This is a genomic window from Bacillus sp. FJAT-28004 (assembly GCF_001280845.1).
Lineage (GTDB): Bacteria > Bacillota > Bacilli > Paenibacillales > Paenibacillaceae > Pristimantibacillus.
On sequence record NZ_LGHP01000001.1, the window covers coordinates 1,236,110 to 1,261,065 of the forward strand.

At 45.0% G+C, this 24,956-nt stretch carries 12 protein-coding genes and 1 pseudogene; 12 read left to right on the top strand and 1 reads right to left on the bottom strand.

All coding sequences use genetic code 11. From position 1 onward, the window contains the following. Positions 1 to 100: 100 nt before the first annotated feature. The 5 genes and pseudogenes from AC787_RS05115 to AC787_RS05135 all read left to right on the top strand — a co-directional run bounded on the left by AC787_RS05115 (position 101) and on the right by AC787_RS05135 (position 11,799). Positions 101 to 8,314, top strand: coding sequence for an immunoglobulin-like domain-containing protein (locus AC787_RS05115; protein ID WP_054023787.1), 8,214 nt, complete (start codon positions 101 to 103; stop codon positions 8,312 to 8,314). A gap of 239 nt (positions 8,315 to 8,553) precedes the next feature. Beyond that, a pseudogene (locus AC787_RS35300) lies at positions 8,554 to 8,808 on the top strand (S-layer homology domain-containing protein); the annotation flags it as partial. Positions 8,809 to 9,140: 332 nt separating this feature from the next. Beyond that, the gene (locus AC787_RS05125; protein WP_054023789.1) at positions 9,141 to 10,430 is read left to right on the top strand and encodes an SMI1/KNR4 family protein; all 1,290 of its coding nucleotides are present in this window, start codon (positions 9,141 to 9,143) and stop codon (positions 10,428 to 10,430) included. Between the two features lie 70 nt (positions 10,431 to 10,500). Further along, positions 10,501 to 11,070, top strand: a complete 570-nt coding sequence (locus AC787_RS05130; RefSeq protein ID WP_054023790.1) for a hypothetical protein — start codon at positions 10,501 to 10,503, stop codon at positions 11,068 to 11,070. 360 nt (positions 11,071 to 11,430) lie between these two features. Next, a complete protein-coding gene (locus AC787_RS05135; protein ID WP_054023791.1) occupies positions 11,431 to 11,799 on the top strand; it encodes a DoxX family protein in 369 nt (122 codons plus the stop codon). 170 nt (positions 11,800 to 11,969) lie between these two features. Here AC787_RS05135 and AC787_RS05140 read toward each other — a convergent pair whose 3' ends face one another. After that, positions 11,970 to 12,773, bottom strand: coding sequence for a helix-turn-helix domain-containing protein (locus tag AC787_RS05140; protein ID WP_054023792.1), 804 nt, complete (start codon positions 12,771 to 12,773; stop codon positions 11,970 to 11,972). A 352-nt stretch (positions 12,774 to 13,125) separates the two neighbouring features. Between AC787_RS05140 and AC787_RS05145 the strand changes: the two genes are divergently transcribed. The 7 genes from AC787_RS05145 (at position 13,126) to AC787_RS05175 (ending at position 24,410) form a co-directional block, all read left to right on the top strand. Beyond that, positions 13,126 to 14,583 carry a sulfatase gene (locus tag AC787_RS05145; protein ID WP_054023793.1) on the top strand — a complete coding sequence of 486 codons (1,458 nt, stop codon included), beginning with the start codon at positions 13,126 to 13,128 and terminating at the stop codon, positions 14,581 to 14,583. 380 nt (positions 14,584 to 14,963) lie between these two features. Further along, positions 14,964 to 16,517, top strand: a complete 1,554-nt coding sequence (locus AC787_RS05150) for a response regulator transcription factor (protein ID WP_054023794.1) — start codon at positions 14,964 to 14,966, stop codon at positions 16,515 to 16,517. Between the two features lie 3 nt (positions 16,518 to 16,520). After that, on the top strand, positions 16,521 to 18,233 hold the full coding sequence (locus tag AC787_RS05155; RefSeq protein WP_054023795.1) for a sensor histidine kinase: 1,713 nt from the start codon (positions 16,521 to 16,523) through the stop codon (positions 18,231 to 18,233). Positions 18,234 to 18,404: 171 nt separating this feature from the next. After that, complete coding sequence (locus AC787_RS05160; RefSeq protein ID WP_054023796.1) at positions 18,405 to 19,355, top strand: ABC transporter permease; 951 nt, start codon at positions 18,405 to 18,407, stop codon at positions 19,353 to 19,355. A gap of 30 nt (positions 19,356 to 19,385) precedes the next feature. Next, on the top strand, positions 19,386 to 20,282 hold the full coding sequence (locus AC787_RS05165; RefSeq protein ID WP_054023797.1) for a carbohydrate ABC transporter permease: 897 nt from the start codon (positions 19,386 to 19,388) through the stop codon (positions 20,280 to 20,282). A gap of 45 nt (positions 20,283 to 20,327) precedes the next feature. After that, the gene (locus AC787_RS05170; RefSeq protein ID WP_054023798.1) at positions 20,328 to 21,935 is read left to right on the top strand and encodes an extracellular solute-binding protein; all 1,608 of its coding nucleotides are present in this window, start codon (positions 20,328 to 20,330) and stop codon (positions 21,933 to 21,935) included. Between the two features lie 75 nt (positions 21,936 to 22,010). Next, complete coding sequence (locus AC787_RS05175; RefSeq protein WP_054023799.1) at positions 22,011 to 24,410, top strand: hypothetical protein; 2,400 nt, start codon at positions 22,011 to 22,013, stop codon at positions 24,408 to 24,410. Positions 24,411 to 24,956: the final 546 nt, after the last annotated feature.

The window sequence follows — 24,956 nt, forward strand, 5'->3', positions numbered from 1 at the left end:
TCATAGAAAGTTTTGAATTTGGTATTTAAGTGAAGAAGTTTTAAAGAGTTATGGGATCTCTTCAAAACCTAAAAATAGGATATATGGAGGAAATTTGAGAATGAAAAAAAGACGATTATTAGCATCTTTACTTGTGACAGCGATGCTATTTACTTTGTTTTCTCCGCTTATGGCAGTCAGCGCGGCATGGGGAGATGACGTATCTCTTTTGACCGTAAATGCAGGTGCAGATGGTAATACGGCGACAAACGCCGATGCGCCGGACGGACAGAAAGCGTGGAGTTTAAACACCGGAACCTCAAAGGGCGGGGGGCCTTGGGATAACCTCTTCACGCCAAGCGTAGCACCTCTAAAAGATGTATCCGTTTACAAAGACGGTTACTTCGTTTTCGAGATGTATATTCCAAATGCGAGCTTTAAAAATATGCTAGGCAATAACTGGCTCGTCATTGTAAGCGACAGTAATCCCGCTGTGGATAAGTTTAACGCCGATTCTCGTCTCCAACTTGATTTGAGCGGAGTCACAAATGCTGCAGTGGGCACATGGGCGACGGTCTATACGAAGTTATCGACGTCAAGTGCCGTAGCCGGGAATTTCAATGACGCCTGGTTAGACAAAGTAACCAGACTGGCTATGCATCTGCAATGGGATACTAGTGTCCCTAGCACTGACGTTTTCATAAAAAACCCACGTTTCCAGAAAAGTACGCTAGGCGTTCCGGTTTCACCGTCAACGGCTCCCGCACTTGAAGTAGCAACAAAAACAGTAACTGCGAACGCACCGGCTAGCGGGCAAGCTGTGGAATTCGCAATAAGCGAAGATGGGATCGCTCCCGCAGCCGGCTGGGTGGATGGAAGTAAAAACGATAATGTTTACACTCATCAATTTGCCACATTACCTTCTGCACAGACTTACTATGTATTCGCGCGCGCGAAAGCAGACAACAGTTACAACTTCATCGGCGCATCTTCAAGAATTACTGTAACGTCTATTGACGAACAAACATTGGTAAATGAGGCGGCGGCGTCTCTGACATGGGATACGATTAAAGGAAGTAATACTTCGAATAACGATGTGAAATCACAACTTAGCCTTCCGACAGCAATAGGAACAACTAACGTAGCATGGTCTTCGGACAATGCGGCAATAAGCAACACCGGAGGCGTAAATCGTTTATTGAATAGAGAAGTAGACAAAAACGTAGTACTCACGGCGACAATAACCAAAGGTAATGCAAGTGCTACACAAACTTTTACCTTGACGGTGAGAGCCGTGCCGGCGGAGGTCAACGCCCGGGCTGCGACGTATTTTCCTAATATAGAAGAGGGAACGAACAGTGCTATTGCGCCGGACGGAAATAACGCGGTTAAGTTGGGAGCTGGAAAAATAGGCGCCGGCGTTGAACGGCTTTGGGATGCCCGCTTTGTTAGCAGCAGCGGCAATCAGGATTTATCAGCTTATGCGAATCAATATTTTGTTTTTGATATGTATGTTACACATTCGGACCTTTTAAAGCTCAGTGGCAATAACTGGATCGCCATGGCAAGTGGCGGTAACAATCTTGACACCAATTCGCGTCTTAACCTTAATGTTAACGAAATCAAAAATGGAAAGGTTAATGAATGGATTACTGTTTATGCGCAATTATCAGCAGCCAATTCTCCGAATGGTTTCAATCCCGTTAATTTGGACACGGTACAGGCGGGGAGATTGCAAATGCAATGGTCTTCCGTGCCCCAAGGCGACATCTATATCAAGAACCCGCGTTTTCAGAATACCGTGGATTCGCCGAAACCTATTCCCACGGCTGTTGAGACAACCGATAACATTACGTTATCTTCAGCAGCGCCGACAAACGGTCAGGCTGTGCAGTTCGCGATCAACACCACCGGTAACGCTCCTGCGGTCGGCGATTGGACGACGGGTACTCTGGGTACAGGCATTTATACTGCGGCATTTACAAAACCAACAGGCAACATCTATTATACATTCGCACGCACGGCTCAAAATACGCAATATCCTTTCGCAGGAACGCATACAAGAGTTAAAGTGGAGCATCTTGACGACAATCAAGCAATATCGGACGCAGCAAATAAGCTGACATGGGACACGATCAGGAATTCGAATGTTATTCAATCCGAAGTAAGAACGGGGTTGACTCTTCCGTCAACGGGTGCGAACGATACGGCTATAGTATGGTCGGCTGAACCGGCAGGTATCATAAATACCGCAACTGGCAATGTAACTCGCGACCCTGACGTAGGAAAAGCCGTAACCCTTACGGCGAAAATAACCAAAGGTAATGCAGCACCTGTTAATAAAATTTTCAATTTGACAGTAGCCAGTACGACTAACGAACTTGCTGAAGTGTTCATTGACTTCAACAATCCTGAATCATTTGATGCAGTTGATACAATTGGAAGCGGTTTCGGCGACGGTGGAGATCCGGCGGGACCGTATCAAGGACTTCAAGGCAACGGCATAGGCATCAGCCTCATCGGAGACGGCGGTACCGCAGTGGATGTAGTCACTCAAAGCGGCGTAGACGCTGTGAAAGTTGGCAACTTTATGTATGTAATTGTAGACGACCTTAAACTTAAGCAAGCAAACAAGGTCGAATTAGCGGTCACATACTGGAGACCAAGCGCAGCGGGCGGTATTTCGTTACAGTATAACACCATATATCCCGGCAGTTTCTCTGGATTTGAAGCGTATAGATCAGCGAGCATTCCGGCGACAGGAAGCGGAAACTCTTGGGTAACTTCAAAAGTTGTGCTTAACGGAGCTAATTTTGCGATAGGAGCACAAAATCAAGGAGCGCACTTCCGTATCGGTGCAGCCGGAGCAATCATACAGAGCATACGGATAACCGAAATTCCTCCAACGGATGAAGAAGCGGTAAAACTTGTTTCGGACGCGCTGACTTGGGACGCTATCAAGGGCACGAATACCAGACAGGATCTGGTTGAAACCAATTTGACTCTTGCTAAGGTGGGTTCAGCGAGTACGAACATTGTGTGGACATCTACCAATAACACGGTGATAAACAGCAACACCGGCGCAGTAGATCGTCAAGGAGCCAATACAGTCGTAACTCTTACGGCGACAGTAAGCAAAGGAACGGCAACACCGGTTGTTAAAACATTTAATATAGTCGTTCGCGGAACAGGTACCGGAACAGACGAGGATGCGGTAAACGATATGTTGAATAAACTGACATGGGATTTAATCAAAGGCGTGAATGTTTCAGAGGCTAATGTGACAACGAACTTAGTTCTTCCGTCAATAGGTGAAAATATGACAGATATTACATGGACGACATCCACTGCTACCCTTATAACCACTGCAGGCGTGATACCGACAAACCGTCCGGACGGCGGAGGTGAGGTAACGCTCACGGCGACGGTAAAAAGAGGTCCGGTAGCCGCTCCTGTAACCAAGACTAAAACCTTTGTGCTCACAGTTCCGGATCGATATGATTACGCAAAACACATGAGAACGGCAATCGTTCAGGAACACGACGCGAAAGATTGGGCGATATCGGACTTTAACGTACTCGCTTTCGGTGCGAAAACAGCAGAGATGGCAGAAGCGGAAGGCTTAGTTAATTTCGATAACAGAGAGGCTTTCCAGGCGGCGATTGATGCGGCTTATAATGACGGCGGCGGCGTAGTCTATATTCCGGCGGGAACCTTTGCGTTCTACACGGAAACTACCGGCAAAATAAGCGTTCAAAGCACGACAGGTAGTACAACCTACGAATATAAACAGGTTTTAAATTTGCGGGCAGGCGTACAGCTCCGTGGCGAATGGGATAATCCGGATGCGGACGATTACGATGGTAAAATCGACGGAACCATTCTCGCAGTCTATGCCGGACATAATTCCGCCAATTATGACACGTATGTTGACTCTGACGAGAGAGAAAATCAGACAGGCGGCAAAAAAGTAGCTAACGTGTCCGATAGATTCATAGACATGGAACAAGGCACAGGTGTAACAAACCTTTCCGTATGGTATCCGAATCAAGATATTAATTCTACTACCACTGTTGAAAAGAGGAACGCAGATGGTCAGAAGACAGGGGAATTTGAGGACATAAAAGGAATTCCGTATCCGTGGACGTTCTATCAGAGAACCGGAAACAGCGTGACGCTTGATAACGTTACTCTTGTAAATGCTTGGGGAGGATTTATCTCCCTGCCGAGCGAGATGCATTATGTTCTGAACAGCAATATGACGGCTCTCTACAAGGGAATTGTGGTTCACACCTGTACGGACATCGGACGTATCGAGAACGTTAACATTGACCCGAAATACTGGGCGAATTCAGGACTTGACGGCGCACCGTCTCTTTCGGACGCGAGAGCGTACACAAGAGCGAACGCTACCGGATTCATGATGCACCGTTCAGACTGGGAATATGTATCGGGATTGAATATTTCCGGGTATAAGACGGGTATGTGGATCGGAAGAGAACCTGGCGGCGACGAAGCTCCGAACGCGCAGTTCTACGGATTGAAAATCGAAGACAGTCAAACGGGTATATATATTGACAACGTTAACGGTTTCGGTCTGCTTCTCTCGAACTCGGAATTCGGAGGCGACACTGCAGTATATTTCAACGAACGTTTCGACACTTCTGTTCAATTCAACGGAGTTGCATTCAAAGGTCCGATTGTAAGCAACGCCAGAGGCGGAGTTATATCCTTCGAGGATAGTACGTTCGACGAATATGACAATTACGCACTGAACTTCCTGGGTCGTGGCAACGCATTAGTCAGTCAGAGCAATTTCAAACAGGCAGACAAACATGCACATTTTGGAGCAAACTTCGGAACATTCAAATCTGTAAATTCCGGTTATAACCTTAACATCGAGAGCGCTAACCTTGCCGCTCATATCGATAACCTTGAACTTGACGTTAAGGCTGACGGTAATAACACCGCTGTACAAATCGTTAATGATGTTGATTATCTGTTTGAACCTATTCCGAAAGACGTAAAAACAGATATTGATGTACACCCGAGACCGACATCAAGCGCAGTGCTTAGACTTGACTTTCCACGCTCATTAACCGGCAACGCGCCGACCGTGGATATATCTGCAAAGTTGCAGGAAGCTCTTGACTATATTAAAGCTAATCACGGCGGCGGCACGATATATTTACCTGGTGGAAGATATAGACTGAATAATCCCGTCATTGTTCCCGAGGGTGTTGAACTCAGAGGAACATGGGACGTACAGCACCATACACAAGGCGGCGGAACGGCGATATTTACTGCTTACACCGGTGGCGATCTAGGAGAAAACGGAAATTCTCTTATTCAGCTTAAGGCAAACGCAGGGCTCAGAGGACTTAACATTGCGCAAACGAATATAACCAGCGTTAATCTCGACAACCCTAACCTAACGCTAAAAACTCCGTTTTTGGTACAGGGACAAGGCGCAGGCGTATATGCAATCAATTTAACGATCCCAATTGGGGATAAAGGTATAGACCTGGCTTCCTATAAAACAGATGGTCACTATGTAGACTATTTAGGAGGCACGCTCCTCAGAGCAGGCATTTGGGTCGGAGGAGGCGCGGAAGGCGGATTTATCAGAAATATGCAATTCAATCCGCATTACGCTTTGAGACTTCCGGGAGGCCAAGGATATTCGGCACCTACCGGCGATTTGTACGGATTCGTACAAAGATACATGAGTGCGCTCAAATTCGCCGATGTGGAAGACCAGACGATTTTCAACAATTTCGTTTTCGGTTCGGTATACGGCATACACTTCCTGAAAAGAGACCTGGGGAACGGCGAATTCGCATACCCCGGAAAAATGACGATGATTGGTCACGGTTCGGACGGAACCACGTACGCTCTCTATGTGGAAGACGCGGACGAACACACCAAAATAATCGCGATCAACTCAGAATTGGTTAATACGAATATCACGACGGAGCCGAATAGAGCGTATGTCAGAATGGGAGATGCAGCTAATACCGCGAAAATCCACCAAGACGCTGAACTTGTCCTGTACAACAGTGCGTTCTGGGGAAGCCCGACCGTAGCGGGAGCGATTGTAAATAACGGTAATGTTCGCTTACAGCAAGCAAACTTCACTCAGCTGCCCGGCAACAATCCGGGTATAGATGTCCACGGCGGTAAGGCGCATGTATACACTTCTTACTTCCAGCCGTCCAAGAACGGCCAGAATAATAATGTGTATGCCATGCTGCGCGAGAGCGGCTCATCGATAGAACTTAGCAACAATTATTACGCATCCGGTTTGAGAAACAGCACCCCGGCGGGCAATCCGTACGGCATTTACGGCTCGGATCTATTGGCGGAACCGTTTGTATTTAACCTAACCAAAAACGGAGATAAACAACAATTCAACATTAAGTATAATGTCGGAGGAAGAGCCTCTGCACCCGGAACATTAACAATTGTTTCCCCGGCTGCTTATGCTAAAGATTTCACTCCCATTAAATTTAACGCGCTTGCGGCAGGCGAATCCGTAACCGTAGATTTACCGTATTATGCTGCAGGTCTGATCACATTCAAGCTTCAACTCGAAGACGGAAAAACATACACCTATACAGCAAAATTTGACGCGGCATACGCTGAAAAGGTAAGTTCTGCAGGCGCAGAAAATCCGGCAAAGAGTGCCGCAACTCCGGCATTTGTAATGGACACCAAAGATTATGCCACTTCGGGAACGTGGGATGGTCCGCAAGACCTCAGCATAGGATCGCATTTCGCATGGGACGACAGCAATTTATACGCGTACATTGTCGTTACTGACGACGTGCACTTCAATAGCCAGACCGGAGGCAATATATGGAGAGAGGATAATTTGCAGTTAGGCATTGATTTACGCAATCCTGCAACCAACAGTACTACGCGGAATGAATTGGGGTTTGCGCTTACCAATGACAACAAAGATGTAATATGGGCTTGGACTCGTCCCACAGGCGCCAATGCACCGACTGCTCCGATAACTGATATCGCAGCAAAGATTACGAGAGATGAAGATACGAAAACGACTATTTACGATTTAAAAATTCCGTTTAATACCGTTCATAATAATCCTGCATCGGAACTCACGAACGGAAGAATCGGAATATCAATCATGCTCAATGAATCTGACAGCTCGCGTGAATCAGACAGCACCAGATCCACCTTTGAAGTTGAAAGTGGACAATTAAAAAATTCAAATTCATTTACAGACGTATATCTGTTAGGCGCAGGCAAATACAATGAAATGCTTGAAGCATCGGCAAGGGCTGCCGTTTCAAAGGCTCTCGCGTCTGGATTAGTTGCCGATAACGCTATAGCTCGCAACTTTGTCACTATTATGGCAGACGGCGAAGTTAAGACGGATCTTCTTAACAAAATCAAACCTATCGTTCAGGATAGCGAAATCAGCAAAGCTGCTGCTGAATTTGATCTGAACCCTAGCAAGCAGCAAGCAGTTGCAATAAAGCTGGAGCTTAAAGGGAATACACTGACAGCCATTAAGAACGGCAGTACACAGCTGCAGGCTGGAACTGATTATGTTGTGAATAGCGATCAGATCGCGATTACGACGGCTTACTTGGCGAAATTACAAAAAGGTACAGTGCAGCTAACGTTTGAGTTTAGCGCAGGACAGCCGCAGGTGTTGACGATTACAGTAGTTGATACAACGCCTGACAACAACAACGGCGGTAACAACAACGGTAACAACAATGGTGGCAACAACGGAGGTAACACTGGCGGAAATCAAGAGAACCAGATTGAATTGAAGGATATTGCCGGACACTGGGCGGAAGCTGCGATTCGTAAGGCAGTGACAAAAGGCTTTGTGATTGGCTACAAGGATCAAACCTTCAAGCCAAATGCGGCGGTAACCCGTGCGGAATTTGCAGTGATGTTATCCCGTGCAATGACTGTACAAAGTGATGAAAAGCAGCATGCCTTTAATGATGAAGCTGACATTGCTCCATGGGCAAAAGAAGCGCTTGAGCAGGCAGTATCAGCGGGAATTTTAAGCGGCTATGCTGATGGGACGCTGCGTCCCAATAGCGGTTTGACGCGCGCTGAGCTTGCGGTTATGATTGCTCGTACTTTGAAGCTGGAAGACCAAAAGGACAAAGCAGCAAACTTTACTGACCAAGCTAAACTGCCAGAGTGGGCAAAGGGCGCGATTGGCGCAGTAGCTGCAAAAGGGATTATGCAGGGCAAGGAAGGCGGCAAGTTTGACTTCAATGCAGTGGCAACCAGAGCGGAAGTAATTACAATTCTGCTCCGTATTTTGGAGCTGGATGAGAATTAAGAAGATCAGTCAGCAGAATTGTTGCCAGCGGATCGTAGAGTCTTAATCAGTGAGGATGTCAGCGGCGATTAGCCAAGGCTGACATCCTTTTTATTTGCCTTTGTATGGTTAGATTGAAGCGCCATTACAATGGCTGTGCGTACTTGTCCTGAACACTTAATCACCGTAAAACGCACCGAATAATGACCGCCCTCAGGTTGTCTTTTTTAATTGTGGATCAAGGTTAAATCTAGCAAGCAGGTATAATTACAGGGTACAAAGAAGGTGCTTTCCATTCGAATGATCCGATTACACGTGCAGAGATTACAGTCATGCTAGCTAGAGCTTCGGGTAAATCTATCGAAGGAAAGGCTATAACTGGCTTTACAGAAGAGAAGTATCTTCCAGCTTGGCAACAAGCAGCATCCCTTACGTGCGGCAAGAAGGAATCATGCAAGGGAAAGGCAATAACCGGTTCGCGGCACAAGATAAAGCGATATGAGCGGAGGTCGTAACAGTTCTGCTAAATTTGTTAGCAACAAAGGAGTAATAACGTTTAAATTCTTCTATTAAAGTTGTTATCAACCAGTATGATTCATGTGTTTCACCATAGTCCAATTTGGGCTTTTTTAATTATGGTTGAACTTTTTATAGTCGATTTGCGATGATAGTAATGGGGTATAAGTAAAGTTCTAAACCAGCCGTTTTGGGCAGTGTAATACCCAACGGTGGGAGAGCGCATCACTGTCTGGTAATTGGAGCCGCTTGAAATAGTTGATTTACCGTGGTTATATGAAGGGATAGAAATCATAATCGAAATTTCCAATGCAGGGAGGCAGCAGCTTTGATGAAACATAGAATGGATACATGGAAACAGCAGTGGCAGTCGCTTGTTCAGGCCCTGGAGCAGAAGGGGGCAAAAACCTTTATTACCATTGATCATCCTGCACCAGAAAGGGAAATTGTTGAAGCTGAATCCCGGTTGGGAATCCAGTTGCCTGAGGAGTTCCGCTCATTGCTGAAGGATGGCTCTAGCAAAGTATTAGTATACTGGAGCTTGCCGTGTGGGACGATTCAACCTTTTGATGTGAGCGGAGAAATAGGCTGGGGTACAGATCAGTTGGGTTTCTCCGATTATGCCAATGAGGAAATGGAGGGACAGCGGCAGTATCTGACCTTTCATCTGGCCGGAAACGGGGATGAATTACTGCTGGACCTGGGCAGTCCGTCCGGAACTTCCGTTGTGCATTGGGCACATGAGACGGCAGAATTCCGGCTCCTTGCGCCATCCATGACGGCTTTTGTAGACCGGATAACAGAACTTGGTTGCGTCGGAGCGGAGGAATGGCAGTATCCGTATTTTTGCGGTGAATTCGGGCTGGACCCGGAGAGCGAGAATAGCAGACGCTGGAAGGCATGGTTGCACCAATACCTAACGCTTACACTGGAACAGGCCCAGGAGGAGCTTCCGCTACTCATCACCTATACAGAGATGAATAGTTTGGACAAGGAGGTGGCAGCAGCCTTTGCCCGCTTTGATGGGGAGGCAGTGCTACAAGCCTGGTTGAAGCGAGTCAGGGCAGAGCAAGATCTCGATAAAATAGATGCTTTAATGTGCTGTGCAGGTGACATTCTTAAGGAGGAAGCAGCTGATTTTGTGCGCTCATTGTGGTCGGAAGCTCCAGCGGTTAAAGTAAGCAACTCGCTTCGTGCTTATCTTTCTGCACGCTGTCTGCCGGAAGGCGAAGGGCTTAAACGGGTTTTGGAAATGTTGGATGCGTCTACGGAACAGAATAAGCTGAGTGGTTATGAAGCGAATTCGCTGCTCCAGCCTTTTGGTAGCCGCAGGGTGCTGGAGTGGATGGAGGACAAGGTGTCTTTTCCTTATAGCGGCTGGGATACGTTGTATGTCCATTCACAACCTTCAGTATCCGACATCGTGCACTGGCTCAGCGCCAATGATGTACAGCGTCAGATCGTCATTTCGGCGTTATCCAGCCTGCCGGATGATTACGTGCTGTTCATTAGTCATGTGGATGCACAGCAGGTCCGCAGCTTGCTAGAACAAGCGTTGGACACAGCCGTGCTTAAAAAAGAAAAGCAAGCCGTCCGTAAGGCGATGGAACGGCTTGCTTAAGCCCTTGTATTATGGATAATAGAATCACTGCCTTAATAGGTATTTTTAATATAGAACATAGGAGGTTTACATGTCCTGGAGCAAATTGAAGCAACAATTGGAGAGTTTTCTCTGTCCTGCGTTATTGGGAAGGGTCGAATACCGTGCAACCAGCTACCGTTATTTACCTGATAAAGCAGGACATTGTTATATTGCGGTAGATAAAAAGAACGTACTCAATATGAGTGATATAACTACCTTAATCAGATGGTATCAGACCGAGCTGGAAATTAAGAATGATTCAGATATCCAAATACCTATTAACAATGAAGAAATTGAAGCGGTTAGAAAAGATACCAAGGGGGTAGTTCCGGAGGATCGTCTAAAAGTAATTGCAAGAAGTAGAAAAATATCAGAATACGCAAAGGAGCTTTTGTCAGCACAGTCATCCTTAAGTAAATCAAATTTTATCGTTGTAGCTAATAAGTTTTTATCCAGTTCTATAGAGGAAAGCATAGAGAGCAATGATATCTTATTAAATATTCTAGCTTTGGTGGACAGACGAGTTGGAAAAAAGCGAATTTTGAACATGACCGAGAAGATGAAGTTAAAGCATCCAATTGTGCAGTATTTTTATGAACTACGGCTTAGTGCGTTATGAAAATAAATAACTCATTCACTTAAACACAAACGGCAGAAATGTCGTTTTTTTTGATTTTGTTACGTTAATGATGAAGCTGATATTGTTAATCTCCTTCGGGATTATTTTGAGATCATATGAGGAAAAATACTGGCTTATGGGTACGGCCATATTCCTGATTATTATCACTCTGTTCATAAAAGCAATGCTCAGAAAAGCAAGATGAGTTGCAGAGGTCAACCTATGAATTTGGGAGCTTTAATAAGATTTCCACCAAATACATCATAATAATTGCTTTACAGGACACCTGATGGTGTTGTATTATGAATTAGGACACCGATCGGTGTCATATCATAATAAACGATAAGGAAGAGGTTTCAAATGCATATACTAACCATCGTTCTTCAAAGTTGGCTGCTTTTCTCCATGGCTTTTTTTGGAGGAAGCAAGATTGCAGGAGCCAAGCATCAGATCGAACTGTTTGATTCGGTTAAACTTCCTCAATGGTTCCGCGTCATTACGGGCTACGTTCAAATTGTTGGATGCATAGGACTCATTATCGGCTACTGGTATCCGGGGATTGCCGCATGGGCAGGAATATTGATAGGCATTATGATGCTATTGGCGTGCCTCGCGCATTTCAGAGTCAAACATCCGATCGGAAAAGTGATACCGGCCTTATTGAATCTCTTGATTGCTATTGCAGTAGTATTCTTATATGCAGACGAACTGCCCCATCTTTTTGGGTAAGTTCATAGAGTTTTATAAGGCGAAGTGGGAGTTGTTGAAGAAAAAGCTGATCTTGGGGGAAAACCTGAAGTCAGCTTTTTTTTGCATTGCCGTACTTTGCGACTGCGGCTGAAGATATTGAATAAATATTGATGCGATACTTGCGGGCTGTTTTGGGTATGGTACCGAGCTCAGGTGAACAATTGGGCCACGTCCTGCTGGTTCCCGTGGGTCATGAAGTCAGTAGGTGACATCGAGGTGTATTTCTTGAATATCCGGAAAAAGTAAGAGGTGTCATAGTAGCCTAAATAGCTTGAGATATTGGAGATGGACATGTCGGAGTTCAGCAACAGGTTACATGCTTCTATCACGCGCAATTGATGGATGTATTTGATCGGCGATTGTCCGATAACCTCTCTGAATATTGCGATCGTATAGTTCGGTGACCGCTGAATCAATCGTGCCAGATCCTTGATCTCAATCTGTTCTCGGTAGTGGTCAAGCAAATAGTGTTTTATCATATCGGCATATTTCGATTTGATCGGTGTAACCTCGGGCTTCTCCAGTTCTCTTGCGATGATGCCGATCAGCTCTTGCAGAATGCCGTGGCAAATGAAGGTTCTAAAGTTCTCCCCCTGCCGCAGTTCCTCATACAAGCGTTCAAATCTTCGCTGCACGTACTGAAGCCTCCACAGCTTGAATTGTACAAATTTCTTATCGTGAAGAAAAGGAATAAATGGCACGGAATCAACTTCATAGTTGAAGATGATCGTAAATTTTTGGTGTGGGCCGGAGGGGTGATTTTCTCCGGCGCGACGCGAGCCATGCGGAATAAACAAAAAGTCTCCCCGCTCACCGGTATAATCCTCGTTTTCGATCCTGTAAGAAACTTTGCCCTCCGTGACAAGAACAAGCACATTGTAATTGATAACCTCTGAATGCGTACGCCAATTCGGGATGAAATCGTCAAAATGTACAGATTTAATAGTCAGCATGAACATCACCCGTTTAATGAAAATAGTTGCCTTTATTATAGCATTGATGGTTATCACAATGTAAACGAAAACGTGCTGGAATCTTCAAGTTAGTGTTGAAATGTACATCTTCCGGAGATTATGTACATCGACAAAGAAAAGGCCTGACTCTTATACTGAACATAACATCGAATACACGCAGCTCAGTTCTTAGGGGACGAGGTGTTTGTGTTATTCGAAGAGATGAAGGATGAAGGCAGCTTCCATCCGAAAACGATGGGAATCTCGGAGCAGTCAAGGGCTAATTACTTGCAGGGAGCTGCAGCAGTTGCAGGGACGAACGACTAATAATCGTAGTAAAGGAGATTGAACGATGCGAGTATTGCTGCTTGATCTTGATTCCACTAGACCTGACCATCTTGGCTGTTACGGGTATCATAGGAATACCTCACCCCATATTGACCGAATCGCCGCCGAAGGCGTCCGCTTCGATAATTATTATACGTCCGATGCGCCGTGCTTCCCCTCTAGAACCGCACTTATGACAGGGAGATTCGGTATTCATAATGGGGTTGTCGGTCACGGAGGGACAGCTGCGGATGTGCGTCATGAAGGCGAATCCCGCGAGTTCCGCAGCAGGCTGGCCAGTGAAAGCTTCCCTTCCCTGTTCCGCAGCGCTGGGATGAAAACCTCACTTGTCAGCCCGTTCGGAGAACGGCACACCGCCTGGACTTTCTATGCCGGCTTCAATGAAATTTACAATACGGGCAAGGGCGGCATGGAGTCGGCCGAGGAGGTGACGCCGGTCGTGCTCGATTGGCTTGAGCGCAATGCCGAGCAGGATGATTGGATGCTTTACGTAAACTATTGGGACCCGCATACGCCATATCGTGCGCCGGAGGAATTCGGGAACCCGTTCAAGGACGATCCGCTCCCGGAATGGATTACCGATGATATATTTGCAACGCACCGGGAAAAGGTGGGACCGCACAGCGCGCACGAGATCAATATGTATAACAACCGTGCCTCGCCCCAATATCCCCGTTATCCCGGGGAGCTTATGGACCGGAATGATCTCCGCCGCATGATCGACGGGTACGATTGCGGTGTGCGTCACATGGACGATAACATCGGCATGATTCTGAACGCGATGGAGAAGAAGGGCATTCTGGATGATACCGTAATTATTATAACGGCTGATCACGGAGAGAATATGGGCGAGCTTGGCATCTACGGCGAACATGGTACGGCAGACCAAGCGACGTGCCGGATCCCGATGATCATCCGCTGGCCGGGCCGCATAGCCGGACATGTGGATAAAGGCCTTCACTACCATCTGGATTTGCCGCCGACGATGGCGGAACTGTTGGGACTAAACCCGGCGCCGAGCTGGGACGGCCGCAGCTATGCCGGCTCACTCCTAACGGGCGAAGATACAGGACGCGACAGCCTCATTATTTCGCAATGTGCTCATGTGTGCCAGCGCAGCGTAAGGTTCGACGAATGGCTCTACATCCGCACCTACCACGATGGCTATCATTTGTTCGACAAAGAGATGCTGTTTCATATCAAGGATGACATTCATGAGGTGCACAACTTGGCTTCCGTCCGCCCTGACATATGCAGAGAGGCTGCATACCGTCTGCTCGACTGGCACGATCAGATGATGATGTCGATGGAGCACGATACTGACCCGCTCTGGACCGTCATACGGGAAGGCGGGCCCTATCATGCCAAAGGCAATCTCAGCGAATATGCCGAAAGACTTATCGAGTCGGGCAGAGGACGTTACGTGGAGGAATTGAGAAAGAGGCATCCACAAGAGAAGTAGCAGTGAAAATGTTGAAAAAATAAACGTTTGAAGAAAAAGCCATCAGTCCTTTTAAATTAATTGTGCGAGTCTTATTCCTTAGGCTCCACAAATAAAACAAAATCAACCACGTCCTATGGACGTGGTTTTCTGTTTTATCTGGTGGAATGCCCAAGACTACCTTACCGTTCGAGATATACGCGATTGATCATGCGATCATAGCCCTATGAATGGAGACGTCATGGGATGAATAGCTTGGAGGCCATGAACTAAGGCTGTGCTAAATGAATCTTGCAATTGTCCTCTGGATTGGGTAAACTGTGTCCAAACTGAAATAGTACATTCTTTCTATGCTTGAGTTTATGGTAAACTCCCGTTGTTATTTCTGGCGAAATGTGGTGATGTACTTGTTAAAAATGCTTGTTGTTGATGATGACAAGTTCGAACGGGACGGGGTTAGGTTTCTCGTTGATAAATATGGACTGCATTTGGAGATCTTTGAAGCTGACAGTGGTGAAAGCGCTCTCTTGTTTATCGAAAACCATGATATTGACATCTTGCTCACCGACATCCGGATGAATGGGATGGACGGATTACAGCTTGCGGAGAAGGTACGTGAGCTTGGTAAGCCTATCAAAACGATGTTTATGAGCGCCTATGGTGAGTTCGAGTATGCACAGAGGGCAATCGATTTGAAGGCAATCCATTATATATTAAAACCGGTGCAGGTTAGCGAATTTATTAAGAATATGACCGAGGTCATCCAACTGTGCGAGGAAGCGTTGAAATTGAAGGTTCAGCAGGAAAAGCTCGAAGCTGCCTATTTGAAGGAAGTCAGATACGAAAAGCAGAAGCAGATTACCGATATTATACTCAGCAAGACAGAGGTGACGGAGGAGAAACGGGATCTGAAGGTGCCTACCGGCGGGTTCGATAGTTATCCTTACATGCGGATGCTTATGCTGGATTCTCGTAAACGCTTTTTCGATCGGCTTGATCTCGATATCGAACGGCAGTTGGGAGAACTCATTCATCGCAACGTCGATTTTATTCATTTGAATGAATTTCAAGGTTTGCTGCTCTTGGAAACCGCCCCCGACGAGTCACTGGAAGCTATTACGGAGCTTGGCCAGCATTTGATCCGGATATTCCAGGATATGTACGATAATGATATCTGTGTTGTGATCAGCGGATTGATGGACGATGCGAAGCAGCTCCACAAAGAATTTCACGAGATGGAAACGATGCTGGAAAACAAGTTCTTTTTCGATGAGGGTACGGTGATGCTAGCGAACCGCACGTCATTTGTTAGGGGCGATATGACGGCAGTAGTAAATGATGTGCTAATGGAATTGACGCAAAATATTCAGCACAACCGATATGATATCGCGCAACTGCATGTCGAGCAACTGTTTGATGCTTTACAAAACAGCGAGCATTTTACGGTTATCTATGTAAAATATGTGTGCACCGAAATTGTCAAAGCCACATTCAATGCCTCTATAAAAAAGAATAACGATAGATTCAAGCAAAGTTTGGAGGACATATATAAAACGGTAAAGCTGAGCGATTTGCGTAAAGTAATAGTGAATATTCTAAAGGTAAACGAGTCTTCCGGCGAAACCAATTTGGAAGCGACTTCAAAAGCGATCGATGAAGTCGTCCGAATGATCGAGAACGAATATCAGACTGACTTGTCGTTGGAGCTATTGGCGGAGCGGGTTTATTTATCTCCTAGTTATTTGAGCCATTTATTCAAGAAGCAGAAAGGGATAAGTCTCAATAAGTTCATGACCTTGCACCGAATGGATAAGGCGAAGGAGCTGCTTACAACAACCAACCGTAAAATTATCGATATCTGCCAAGATGTTGGGTATAGCAACTTTTCCTACTTCAGCTCTTTATTCAAAAATCATTTTGGTCGAACGCCTTCCAAATGCAGAGAAGAGGCATAAACGATGAAACGGATGATCTATGGATTGTTCAATCGTTTGCGGTTTAATCAAAAACTATTTCTATCCTATTTAATCGTTATTATCATTCCTATTATGGTGCTTGGCATATACGCCTACAAACAATCAAAGGACATGCTCAAATTGCAGGCATTGCAAGGGATTGATAAGAATGTGAATACCGTTACTCAGAGTATTGACAATTCGGTTGAACGCTACAATCATACGATTCGATCGATCGTATTCAATAAGATGTTTCAGAAGATCGTAGCCAATGATTATATCGACTTAGTTAATCTTTCACGGGATTTGAAAGATTTCTTAGATCCGTATTTCATCATGATGATGAACCTTGACAAGGAAATTCAGAAAATAACCTTTTACACGCAAAGCACTGTACCGGAATTCGGTGATTTAGTAGTCTCATCCAAACGTGTTAATGAGGAGCCATGGTACAACGAAGCTATCAAGGGGAAAAAACCGCTATGGAAATATGAGGATAACCAACTGTTTGTAGTCCATAAATTCCCAAACTTTCTAAAAGAGTCCAACACGAATATTGTCTATATGCGAATTAATGAGAGCAGTTTCTTCAAAAACATTACTGATCTAGCTCAGGAGTATGGTGTCGTCATCTCTGATGACAATAACCGGATCGTATATGCGAATCAAAGTGCAATGTTGACTGCCTTCGACTTCAAGGAAATAATGAAAATGAATGAGGGGGTGGTACGGATCGGTCAAACAGAGATGTTTCTTGTCAAGAAGAAGATCGTGCAGGCTAATTGGACTGTCTATTGTTTCGTCCCCGCAGCGCTTGTGTACCAGAACGCGGGTTCAATCATTAATGCGACGTTAATTGTGATCCTTGCTTGTATTGTCAGCTTGCTGATCATTATTTCGATCTTTTCCAAAACATTTATCAAACGGATATTCTCACTCAATGCGATAATGAAGCGGGTCGAATGGGGAGAGTTGGATTTACAGGTTCAAAGTGAGGCCAGAGATGAAATCGGCGAACTGACCAATCGGTTCGGCAAGATGCTTAACCGGCTTAATGAACAGATCGATGAATCCTATCGCAGTAAAATCATTCAGAAAGAGGCAGAGCTAAAAGCGCTGCAATCGCAAATCAATCCTCATTTCCTATACAATACGCTCTCGTTCATCAATTGGGAGGCGCTCAAAAACGATGCGCCTGAAATTAGTCATGTCGTTACATCGATGTCGACATTTTATCGGACGGCTCTTAATCAAGGCAACAATATTATTACAGTGCGTAACGAATTGGAGAATATCAAATCATATATTGAGATTATTCAGGTTATGGGTGATTATAGTTTCGATGTCGTTTATAAGATCGATGAGGAAGTTAACGATTATTCAACAATAAATTTAATTCTTCAACCTCTCGCAGAAAATGCGATTAAGCATGGTATCAAACAGAAAAATAAAGGACAGGGCCTTCTGTATGTTAGTGCCTGGCTTGATAAAGGAACGGTCAATTTCGCGATTGAAGACAACGGTCCAGGAATGAAGCAAGAGACGATCGATACGATACTTACGATGCAATCGACCGGATATGGGCTTAGAAATGTAAACGAGCGGCTGCAACTGCGGTTCGGCACTAAATACGGTATCTCCATCCAGAGTCAACTTGGCTATGGTACGGTTATGACCGTCGTTATTCCACAGAGTTTGCATAGTTCCACAGTATAAACCACTTAATTTCCCAAATTCAACTTCGCCCGCCGGCTAGCCGGACGGGTTTTTTTAACTCCGTAATAAACTGCATGATTTCTAAAATATTTGATAATTCTTAAATAACTTCCCTATGATATAGTTTGTTTAGCGTAATGGAATCGCTTACAAAAAGGAGGAAATGGAACAATGAGCGATACGATTAGGGCTATTAGCACGAAACATGTGCTGAGAAGGGAAAAGATAAAAAAATATAAACAATACCGTGTGCTGCTGATTATGTTGATTCCGGCAGTTGTCTATTACCTTATATTTCATTATCTCCCAATGTACGGCGTATTGTTGGCATTCAAAGATTTTAAAATTACACAAGGCATCATCGGAAGTCCCTGGGTTGGGCTTCATCACTTCGAAAAAGTCATGAGCGACACGTATTTCTACACTGTTTTGAAAAATACATTAATTATCAGTTTAAGTAAGCTGGTGTTTGGTTTCCCGGTCCCTATCATTTTTGCGCTGTTATTGAGTGAGATTTCCAATATGAAATTCAAGAGGTTGGCTCAGACTGTATCCTATTTACCACATTTTATATCATGGGTTGTCATGGCTGGGATATTCTTTACGTTGTTTTCCCTGGACGGTCCTATCAATGGCATTGTAAAACTTATTGGCGGCGACCCGATGTTATTCTTGGCGGATGATCGCTACTTCCGCACCATACTTGTGGTGACGAGTATTTTTCAAGGCTTCGGATGGGGGTCAATTATCTATTTCGCAGCCATTTCAAGTATCGATCCGATGTTGTACGAAGCTGCTGTACTTGATGGAGCTGGTCGGTTTAAACGGATGTTTTATATATCGATCCCGATGCTTGCGCCCGTAATAGCCATTATGCTTATTTTATCAATGTCCGGTATATTGGATGCGGGCTTTGATCAAATATTCAATATGTATAATGTCAAAGTTTATAACGTTTCAGACATTATTGATACTTATGTGTATCGCAAAGGTTTAATTGAGATGGACTACAGCTATGCGACGGCCGTTGGATTGTTCAAATCCGTGGTTGCATTGATCCTGATCTTTATCGTCAATAAGATAGTGAAATGGATCGGCGGCAAGGAGCATGCCATATGGTAATTTTCTTAATTAGACGAGGGAGCGAGAACGATGATTAGCGTAAAAAAATCAACGGCAGATAAAATAGTCGACGTCTTTTTATATCTCATTCTGGCAGGTATTGTCTTTATCACATTGTATCCCTTTTGGACGCAGGTCGTGATTTCGTTAGATGGAGCAGGAGCAGACAGTGCTGCCTATTCATCAGGCATCATATGGCTGCCGACACAGCTCACGTTCGAGAGCTACAAGCTCGCCTTTAAGTTCGATGCGTTATGGACGGGATACTGGAATACGATTGTTCGAACCGCGCTGGGTGTTATATTATCTCTATTTTTCACGGCCATAACCGCCTACCCTTTAGCAAAAAAAGACCTTCCCTTCAACAGAACGTTTACGAGCATGATTTTGTTCACGATGTTGTTTGCTGGGGGGACGATTCCTTCGTATCTGCTTATTAAGGAACTGAATATGCTTGATACGATTTGGTCGCTTGTTATTCCGGGTATGATTGGTGCGTTTAACGTGTTGATTATGCGAAACTTTTTTCGTTCGATTCCTGAAGAACTGGAAGAATCGGCACGAGTGGATGGAGCCGGTTACTTGCGGATATTCACTCAGATTGTCATACCGCTATCGAAGCCGGTGCTGGCTACGGTTGCTTTATGGGTAGGTGTGGGCCACTGGAATGCATGGTTTGACAGTATGATCTACATTTCAGATCCTAACAAACAAGTGCTGCAGATTGTTTTACGCAAAATTATTATTCAGAACAACATGGCGGACATCAACAGCGTCATTCAAAATATCGGTAAAACAACGGAGTTTTCGGGAAGACAGTTGCAAGCCACGGTTGTCATGTTCTCGATCATTCCAATGCTGGTCGTTTATCCATTTATCCAGAAATATTTTGTCAAAGGCGTTATGATTGGTGCTATTAAAGGGTAACCCCCCTAATAGATAATATTTCACAAACAGAGAGGGTTGGTTGAAATGATGAAAAAGCGAATATTGCTAGGAGGACTATCCGCAGTCATGCTGATGTCGATCATGGCGGGATGTGGCAAAAGTGATTCCTCGGGTAATCAGGCTGTGAATGGGGAAAAACAACCGGCAGTCAATGGAGAAGCGACGAATAAAAAAATGAAATTGATGTTTTGGAATTTAGATGAGAATCAAACTTCAGACTCTGTCGGACTAAATGCACTGAAAGAGAAGTACGGCGTCGATTTGGAAAGTATTGCGACAACCAGGGAAGCGATGAAAGAAAAACTGAACCTTCTTATATCCTCGGGTGAAATTCCAGATTGGTGGAAAGAGCCATCGTTCACGGATTACGATAAATTTCTCCAACAGGACGTTGCAGCCGAAATTCCGCAAGAGTTAATTGAACAAAATATGCCGAAATATACGGAATGGCTTAAACGATATCTTGGGGAGGATCCATTTAAGTATATAAGAAGAGATGGAAAAATCTATGGATTACCGGTCATCTGGGATATTGGTATCGATGGTATGCAGCTTGGTTTTCGCGAAGATTGGTTGAAAAAAGTTGGCATAACAAAAACACCGGAAACGCTTGATGAGATGGAAGCTGCTTTGACGAAATTCCGGAACGAGGATCCTGACGGTAATGGTAAGAAAGATACGTATGGCATCACTGCAGCAGGTGAAAATATAGAATCCATTTTCAGCTCCGTGTTTGGCGCGTATGATGCTTATCCTAATATATTCCGTGAGAAAGATGGAAAAATCGTCCGTGGAGAAATTGAGCCAGGCGCGAAGCAAGCGCTTGAAGTTCTGAACCGTTGGTATAAAAATGAATTGATTGATCCCGAATTTGTCGTTAATAAAGGTAGTAATGTCGAAGACAAAGTGCTGACAGACAAAATAGGAGCGATTGAATATTACTGGTGGGCGTTCTTGCCGGGCAACGCATTCCTTGGTGGAGAACAGTGGTATGACAAGCTGGCGAAGAAGCACCCAGGCTTTAAATTTGCAATTGAAGGCGGAATTAAGGGACCTGATGGGAAATACGGCATATCACAGTACAACCCGGCCTTTGCTTCGGGTGTCATGTTCGGCAAGCAATTAGAAAAAGATCAGGACAAAATGATCAAATACATGCAAATTTTCGAAGCTACCCAATTCGACCCGGAAACTTATGAAAAAATGAACTTTGGTGAGCAAGGTGTCCATTGGAATAAGAGCGACAAAGGAACGGTTGAATTCATCGCTCCATACACAGATGAGAAAGAACGCAAAAAAATAGGGCTTGGCGGTTACTCGATGGCAGGCTCATTCAATGATTACGATTTCCAAACGTCGTATACATCAGAAGAAAGTCTGCGTCAGCTTGCGAAGGATACCCGTGCCACGGGAACGAGAAATATTGATATTCTAGCACCGTTCAACAAGCCCATTTATAACGAAACGCAGGATAAGCTGAAACAGTATACACTACAAAATTTTATAGATTTTATTACGGGTCGCAAACCGCTGAACGAATTCGATAGTTTTGTAGCCGAATGGAAAAAGATGGGCGGAGATGATGTGCTAAACGAAGCGCAAAAAGTATATGACGACAATTTAAAACCATAATCATTTTGAAAAGATAGTTATCGATCTAAGGATGCGCTTAAAAGAAAAATTATGCGGCAGGGAGATAGGAGAATCATGTATACAATAAATGCTGGAGCCTTAAAGTTGCAGTTAAACGAAAAAGGTCAAATCACAGCTATGAACGATAGCAAAGATCATGCTTATGCATCAACGACACAAACAACTGTGCTTATTCGCATTGTCATCGATGGTCGAATGGAGGTGCCTTCGAAGGCATCCTTCAACGTGGAACTGGGGCAAATAACATTTGAATTTGCAGATAGCGGTGCTGTAGTCGATGTATTGATTGTAGAAGAGTCGCTGTATGCGACATTTGAGATTCAACGTATTGAAGGCGCCGATGTGGATGGGATCATATGGGGACCGTATATGACAACGGTTGCCGGTTCGATCGGTGAATCGGTTGGTGTCGTTCATAATGGACAATTCGCGATCGGTCTTCAGGCATTGAATATCAAGACTGTCGGAGGGTGGCCGATCGAGCTCGATCGATTGGAAAATGTGCAGCAAAGTTATTCGGACAACGGAAACGTAAAGCCGGATCCTGACAGTCCGCAAATATCCGATAGTAAATTCGAGTATGATGTTTGCGCAGCATGGCCGACAAGCGAAGGAAGCCTGCTGCAGGCATTTGCTAGAAATCGGTTGAAGAGCTTTCGTCGTCCAGCATGGAACTTACCGCTTGTTCATGTAGCGCCCATTAGTGGGGTTGACGCAGCTATCGTTGGAACAAGTATTGCTTTGTTCGGTTGTGAGTTCCAGCATGTGCTTGAGACGATTGAAGCGATTGAGATTGGAGAAGGACTGCCTCATCCTATGATTGAAGGGATCTGGGGTAAAATATCACCTGCGGCAAACCAATCCTATCTGATTACGGATTTCTCCGAAGCGACAATGTCCGAAGCCGTACGTTTTACGAAAATGGCTGGTCTCAAATACGTGTATCATCCCGATCCATTCATCAATTGGGGACATTTCACTCTGAAACCAAAAAGCTTCCCAAACGGGGATGAGGGTTTAAAGTCTTCTGTGGCAATGGCAGAAAGTGAGGGTGTTCATGTCGGCGTGCATACACTATCCAACTTTACGACATTGAATGATTCCTATGTAACGCCACTGCCGGATGGAAGGCTGCAAATGGCAGGCACGTCGCGATTAGTTGCAACGGTTGACTTAGAAGCAGATTGTATCGAGGTTGATGATCTCGCGCCGTTTCAACTGAATTTGTTCCGACATACAGCACAAATCGGAAGTGAACAAATAGAATTTGATGGAGTTACAGAAAGTGCGCCTTGGAAGCTGACAGGCGTTAAGCGTGGAGCAAATGGAACAACCATCGCGACGCATGAAAGCGGAACGCTGATAGGTCGACTATGGGATCACCCTTACGATGTATTCTTCCCGAACATTGAGCTGCAGGATGAATATTGCGTCCGCATCAACGATCTATTTACGAAAACGGGCTTGAAGCAAATATCATTTGATGGTTTGGAAGGCTGCTATGCAACAGGGCATGACGGGTACGGAGTGAATCGTTTTGTGAAAATGTGTTATGACGGCTGGGGAGAAGAAGTCATTAACGATGCTAGCATTGTCGTTCCGAACTATTTGTGGCATGTATTCACAAGGTTCAATTGGGGCGAGCCTTGGGGTGCTGCAACACGTGAAGGGCAGCTTGAATGGCGGCTTACCAACCAACGGTTTTTTGCCCGTAACTTCATTCCGTCAATGCTTGGATGGTTTCTTGTTCGTTCTGCTTCCGATCAGTTCGAAGCGACGTCACCTGATGAAATAGAGTGGGTATTATCGAAAGCGGCAGGTTTTAACGCTGGTTTTGCTTTAGTTGCTGATATGCAGGTGCTTGGGCGAAACGGTAACATCGAGTCGGTATTTACATCCGTGCGGGAGTGGGAGAAAGCAAGGCAAGCCGGCGCCTTCACATCCGAACAACGGGAACGGCTGAAAGACCCGAAAAGCGATTGGCATTTGGAAGCTGCAGGTGAAGGAAAGTGGAATTTATACCCTGTTCATATCTCAAAACCGCTCGTATGCAACCCGGCGGAGTTGCAGCCAGGCCAGCCAGGGGGGGCAGATTGGACGTATTTCAACCGATATGCGGATCAGCCGCTAAAGTTTACGCTGCGCGTCATTCCTTCATATGGTAACGATGACGCTTCGATTAAACGTCCAACATTCTACACGAACGGTGTATACATGACGTTTGATACAGAAATCTTCGTGAACCAATATCTCATTTGTGAAGGTGACAGAATCGGTAAAGTTTATGATCAGAACTGGAATCTGCTGAGAACCGTTAATGCTTCCGCCGATGCGCCAATCGTAAGGACAGGTGGACAGCCGCTATCATTCAGTTGCAAATTCGAAGGCGATCCGAAACCTCTAGTCAACGTCAGAGTGACGACTTGGGGAGAACGGGAAGAAGTAGTAAATTAAAAGGCGGCCGTTTTCCTGTGCATAATAGGGGAACGATCGTCAGGATTCGGACATCTCTTGTGGGGGGCTAGTTATTTTGCTGGTATCCCCTTAGGCTCCACCAAATACTGCCAAAACCCTTGATAATCAAGGGTTTTTTATTTTTTTTAATGTCCTACGAAGTAATCAAATCATTAAATTTTTGGGCTTTGGGGACGAAAAAAAGTGTTGGGCTGTATAAAAAACGGCACGTTTTTATGCGCCGTTTAATTTAGTAAAGTTGGTATCGTGGACAACAAAATCGAATTGAATGTACTCGCTGCTGCAAGATCAGCAGATTGAAGAGCATGTCCGTAGGTATTCATGGTTGTTTGAATATCTGCATGCCCTAACCGGCTTGATATTGTTTTTGCATGACACCTTGGTTGATAAGTAAGGTTGCTGATGTATGTCTTAGATCATGAAAACGTAACGGTTTTAGAGTTGTTTCTATATTGGATAAGATCAGATAGAAACGCATCAGGAAGGGAGACCTTTCGTATAAAGTTTTTTGTCTTAGGTACCTTT

Excerpts from the sequence above, each read along its gene's own strand:
- AC787_RS05115 (WP_054023787.1), top strand. The coding sequence starts at position 101 with ATGAAAAAAAGACGATTATTAGCATCTTTACTTGTGACAGCGATGCTA.
- AC787_RS05125 (WP_054023789.1), top strand. The coding sequence starts at position 9,141 with ATGAAACATAGAATGGATACATGGAAACAGCAGTGGCAGTCGCTTGTT.
- AC787_RS05130 (WP_054023790.1), top strand. The coding sequence starts at position 10,501 with ATGTCCTGGAGCAAATTGAAGCAACAATTGGAGAGTTTTCTCTGTCCT.
- AC787_RS05135 (WP_054023791.1), top strand. The coding sequence starts at position 11,431 with ATGCATATACTAACCATCGTTCTTCAAAGTTGGCTGCTTTTCTCCATG.
- AC787_RS05140 (WP_054023792.1), bottom strand. The coding sequence starts at position 12,773 with ATGCTGACTATTAAATCTGTACATTTTGACGATTTCATCCCGAATTGG.
- AC787_RS05145 (WP_054023793.1), top strand. The coding sequence starts at position 13,126 with ATGCGAGTATTGCTGCTTGATCTTGATTCCACTAGACCTGACCATCTT.
- AC787_RS05150 (WP_054023794.1), top strand. The coding sequence starts at position 14,964 with ATGTACTTGTTAAAAATGCTTGTTGTTGATGATGACAAGTTCGAACGG.
- AC787_RS05155 (WP_054023795.1), top strand. The coding sequence starts at position 16,521 with ATGAAACGGATGATCTATGGATTGTTCAATCGTTTGCGGTTTAATCAA.
- AC787_RS05160 (WP_054023796.1), top strand. The coding sequence starts at position 18,405 with ATGAGCGATACGATTAGGGCTATTAGCACGAAACATGTGCTGAGAAGG.
- AC787_RS05165 (WP_054023797.1), top strand. The coding sequence starts at position 19,386 with ATGATTAGCGTAAAAAAATCAACGGCAGATAAAATAGTCGACGTCTTT.
- AC787_RS05170 (WP_054023798.1), top strand. The coding sequence starts at position 20,328 with ATGATGAAAAAGCGAATATTGCTAGGAGGACTATCCGCAGTCATGCTG.
- AC787_RS05175 (WP_054023799.1), top strand. The coding sequence starts at position 22,011 with ATGTATACAATAAATGCTGGAGCCTTAAAGTTGCAGTTAAACGAAAAA.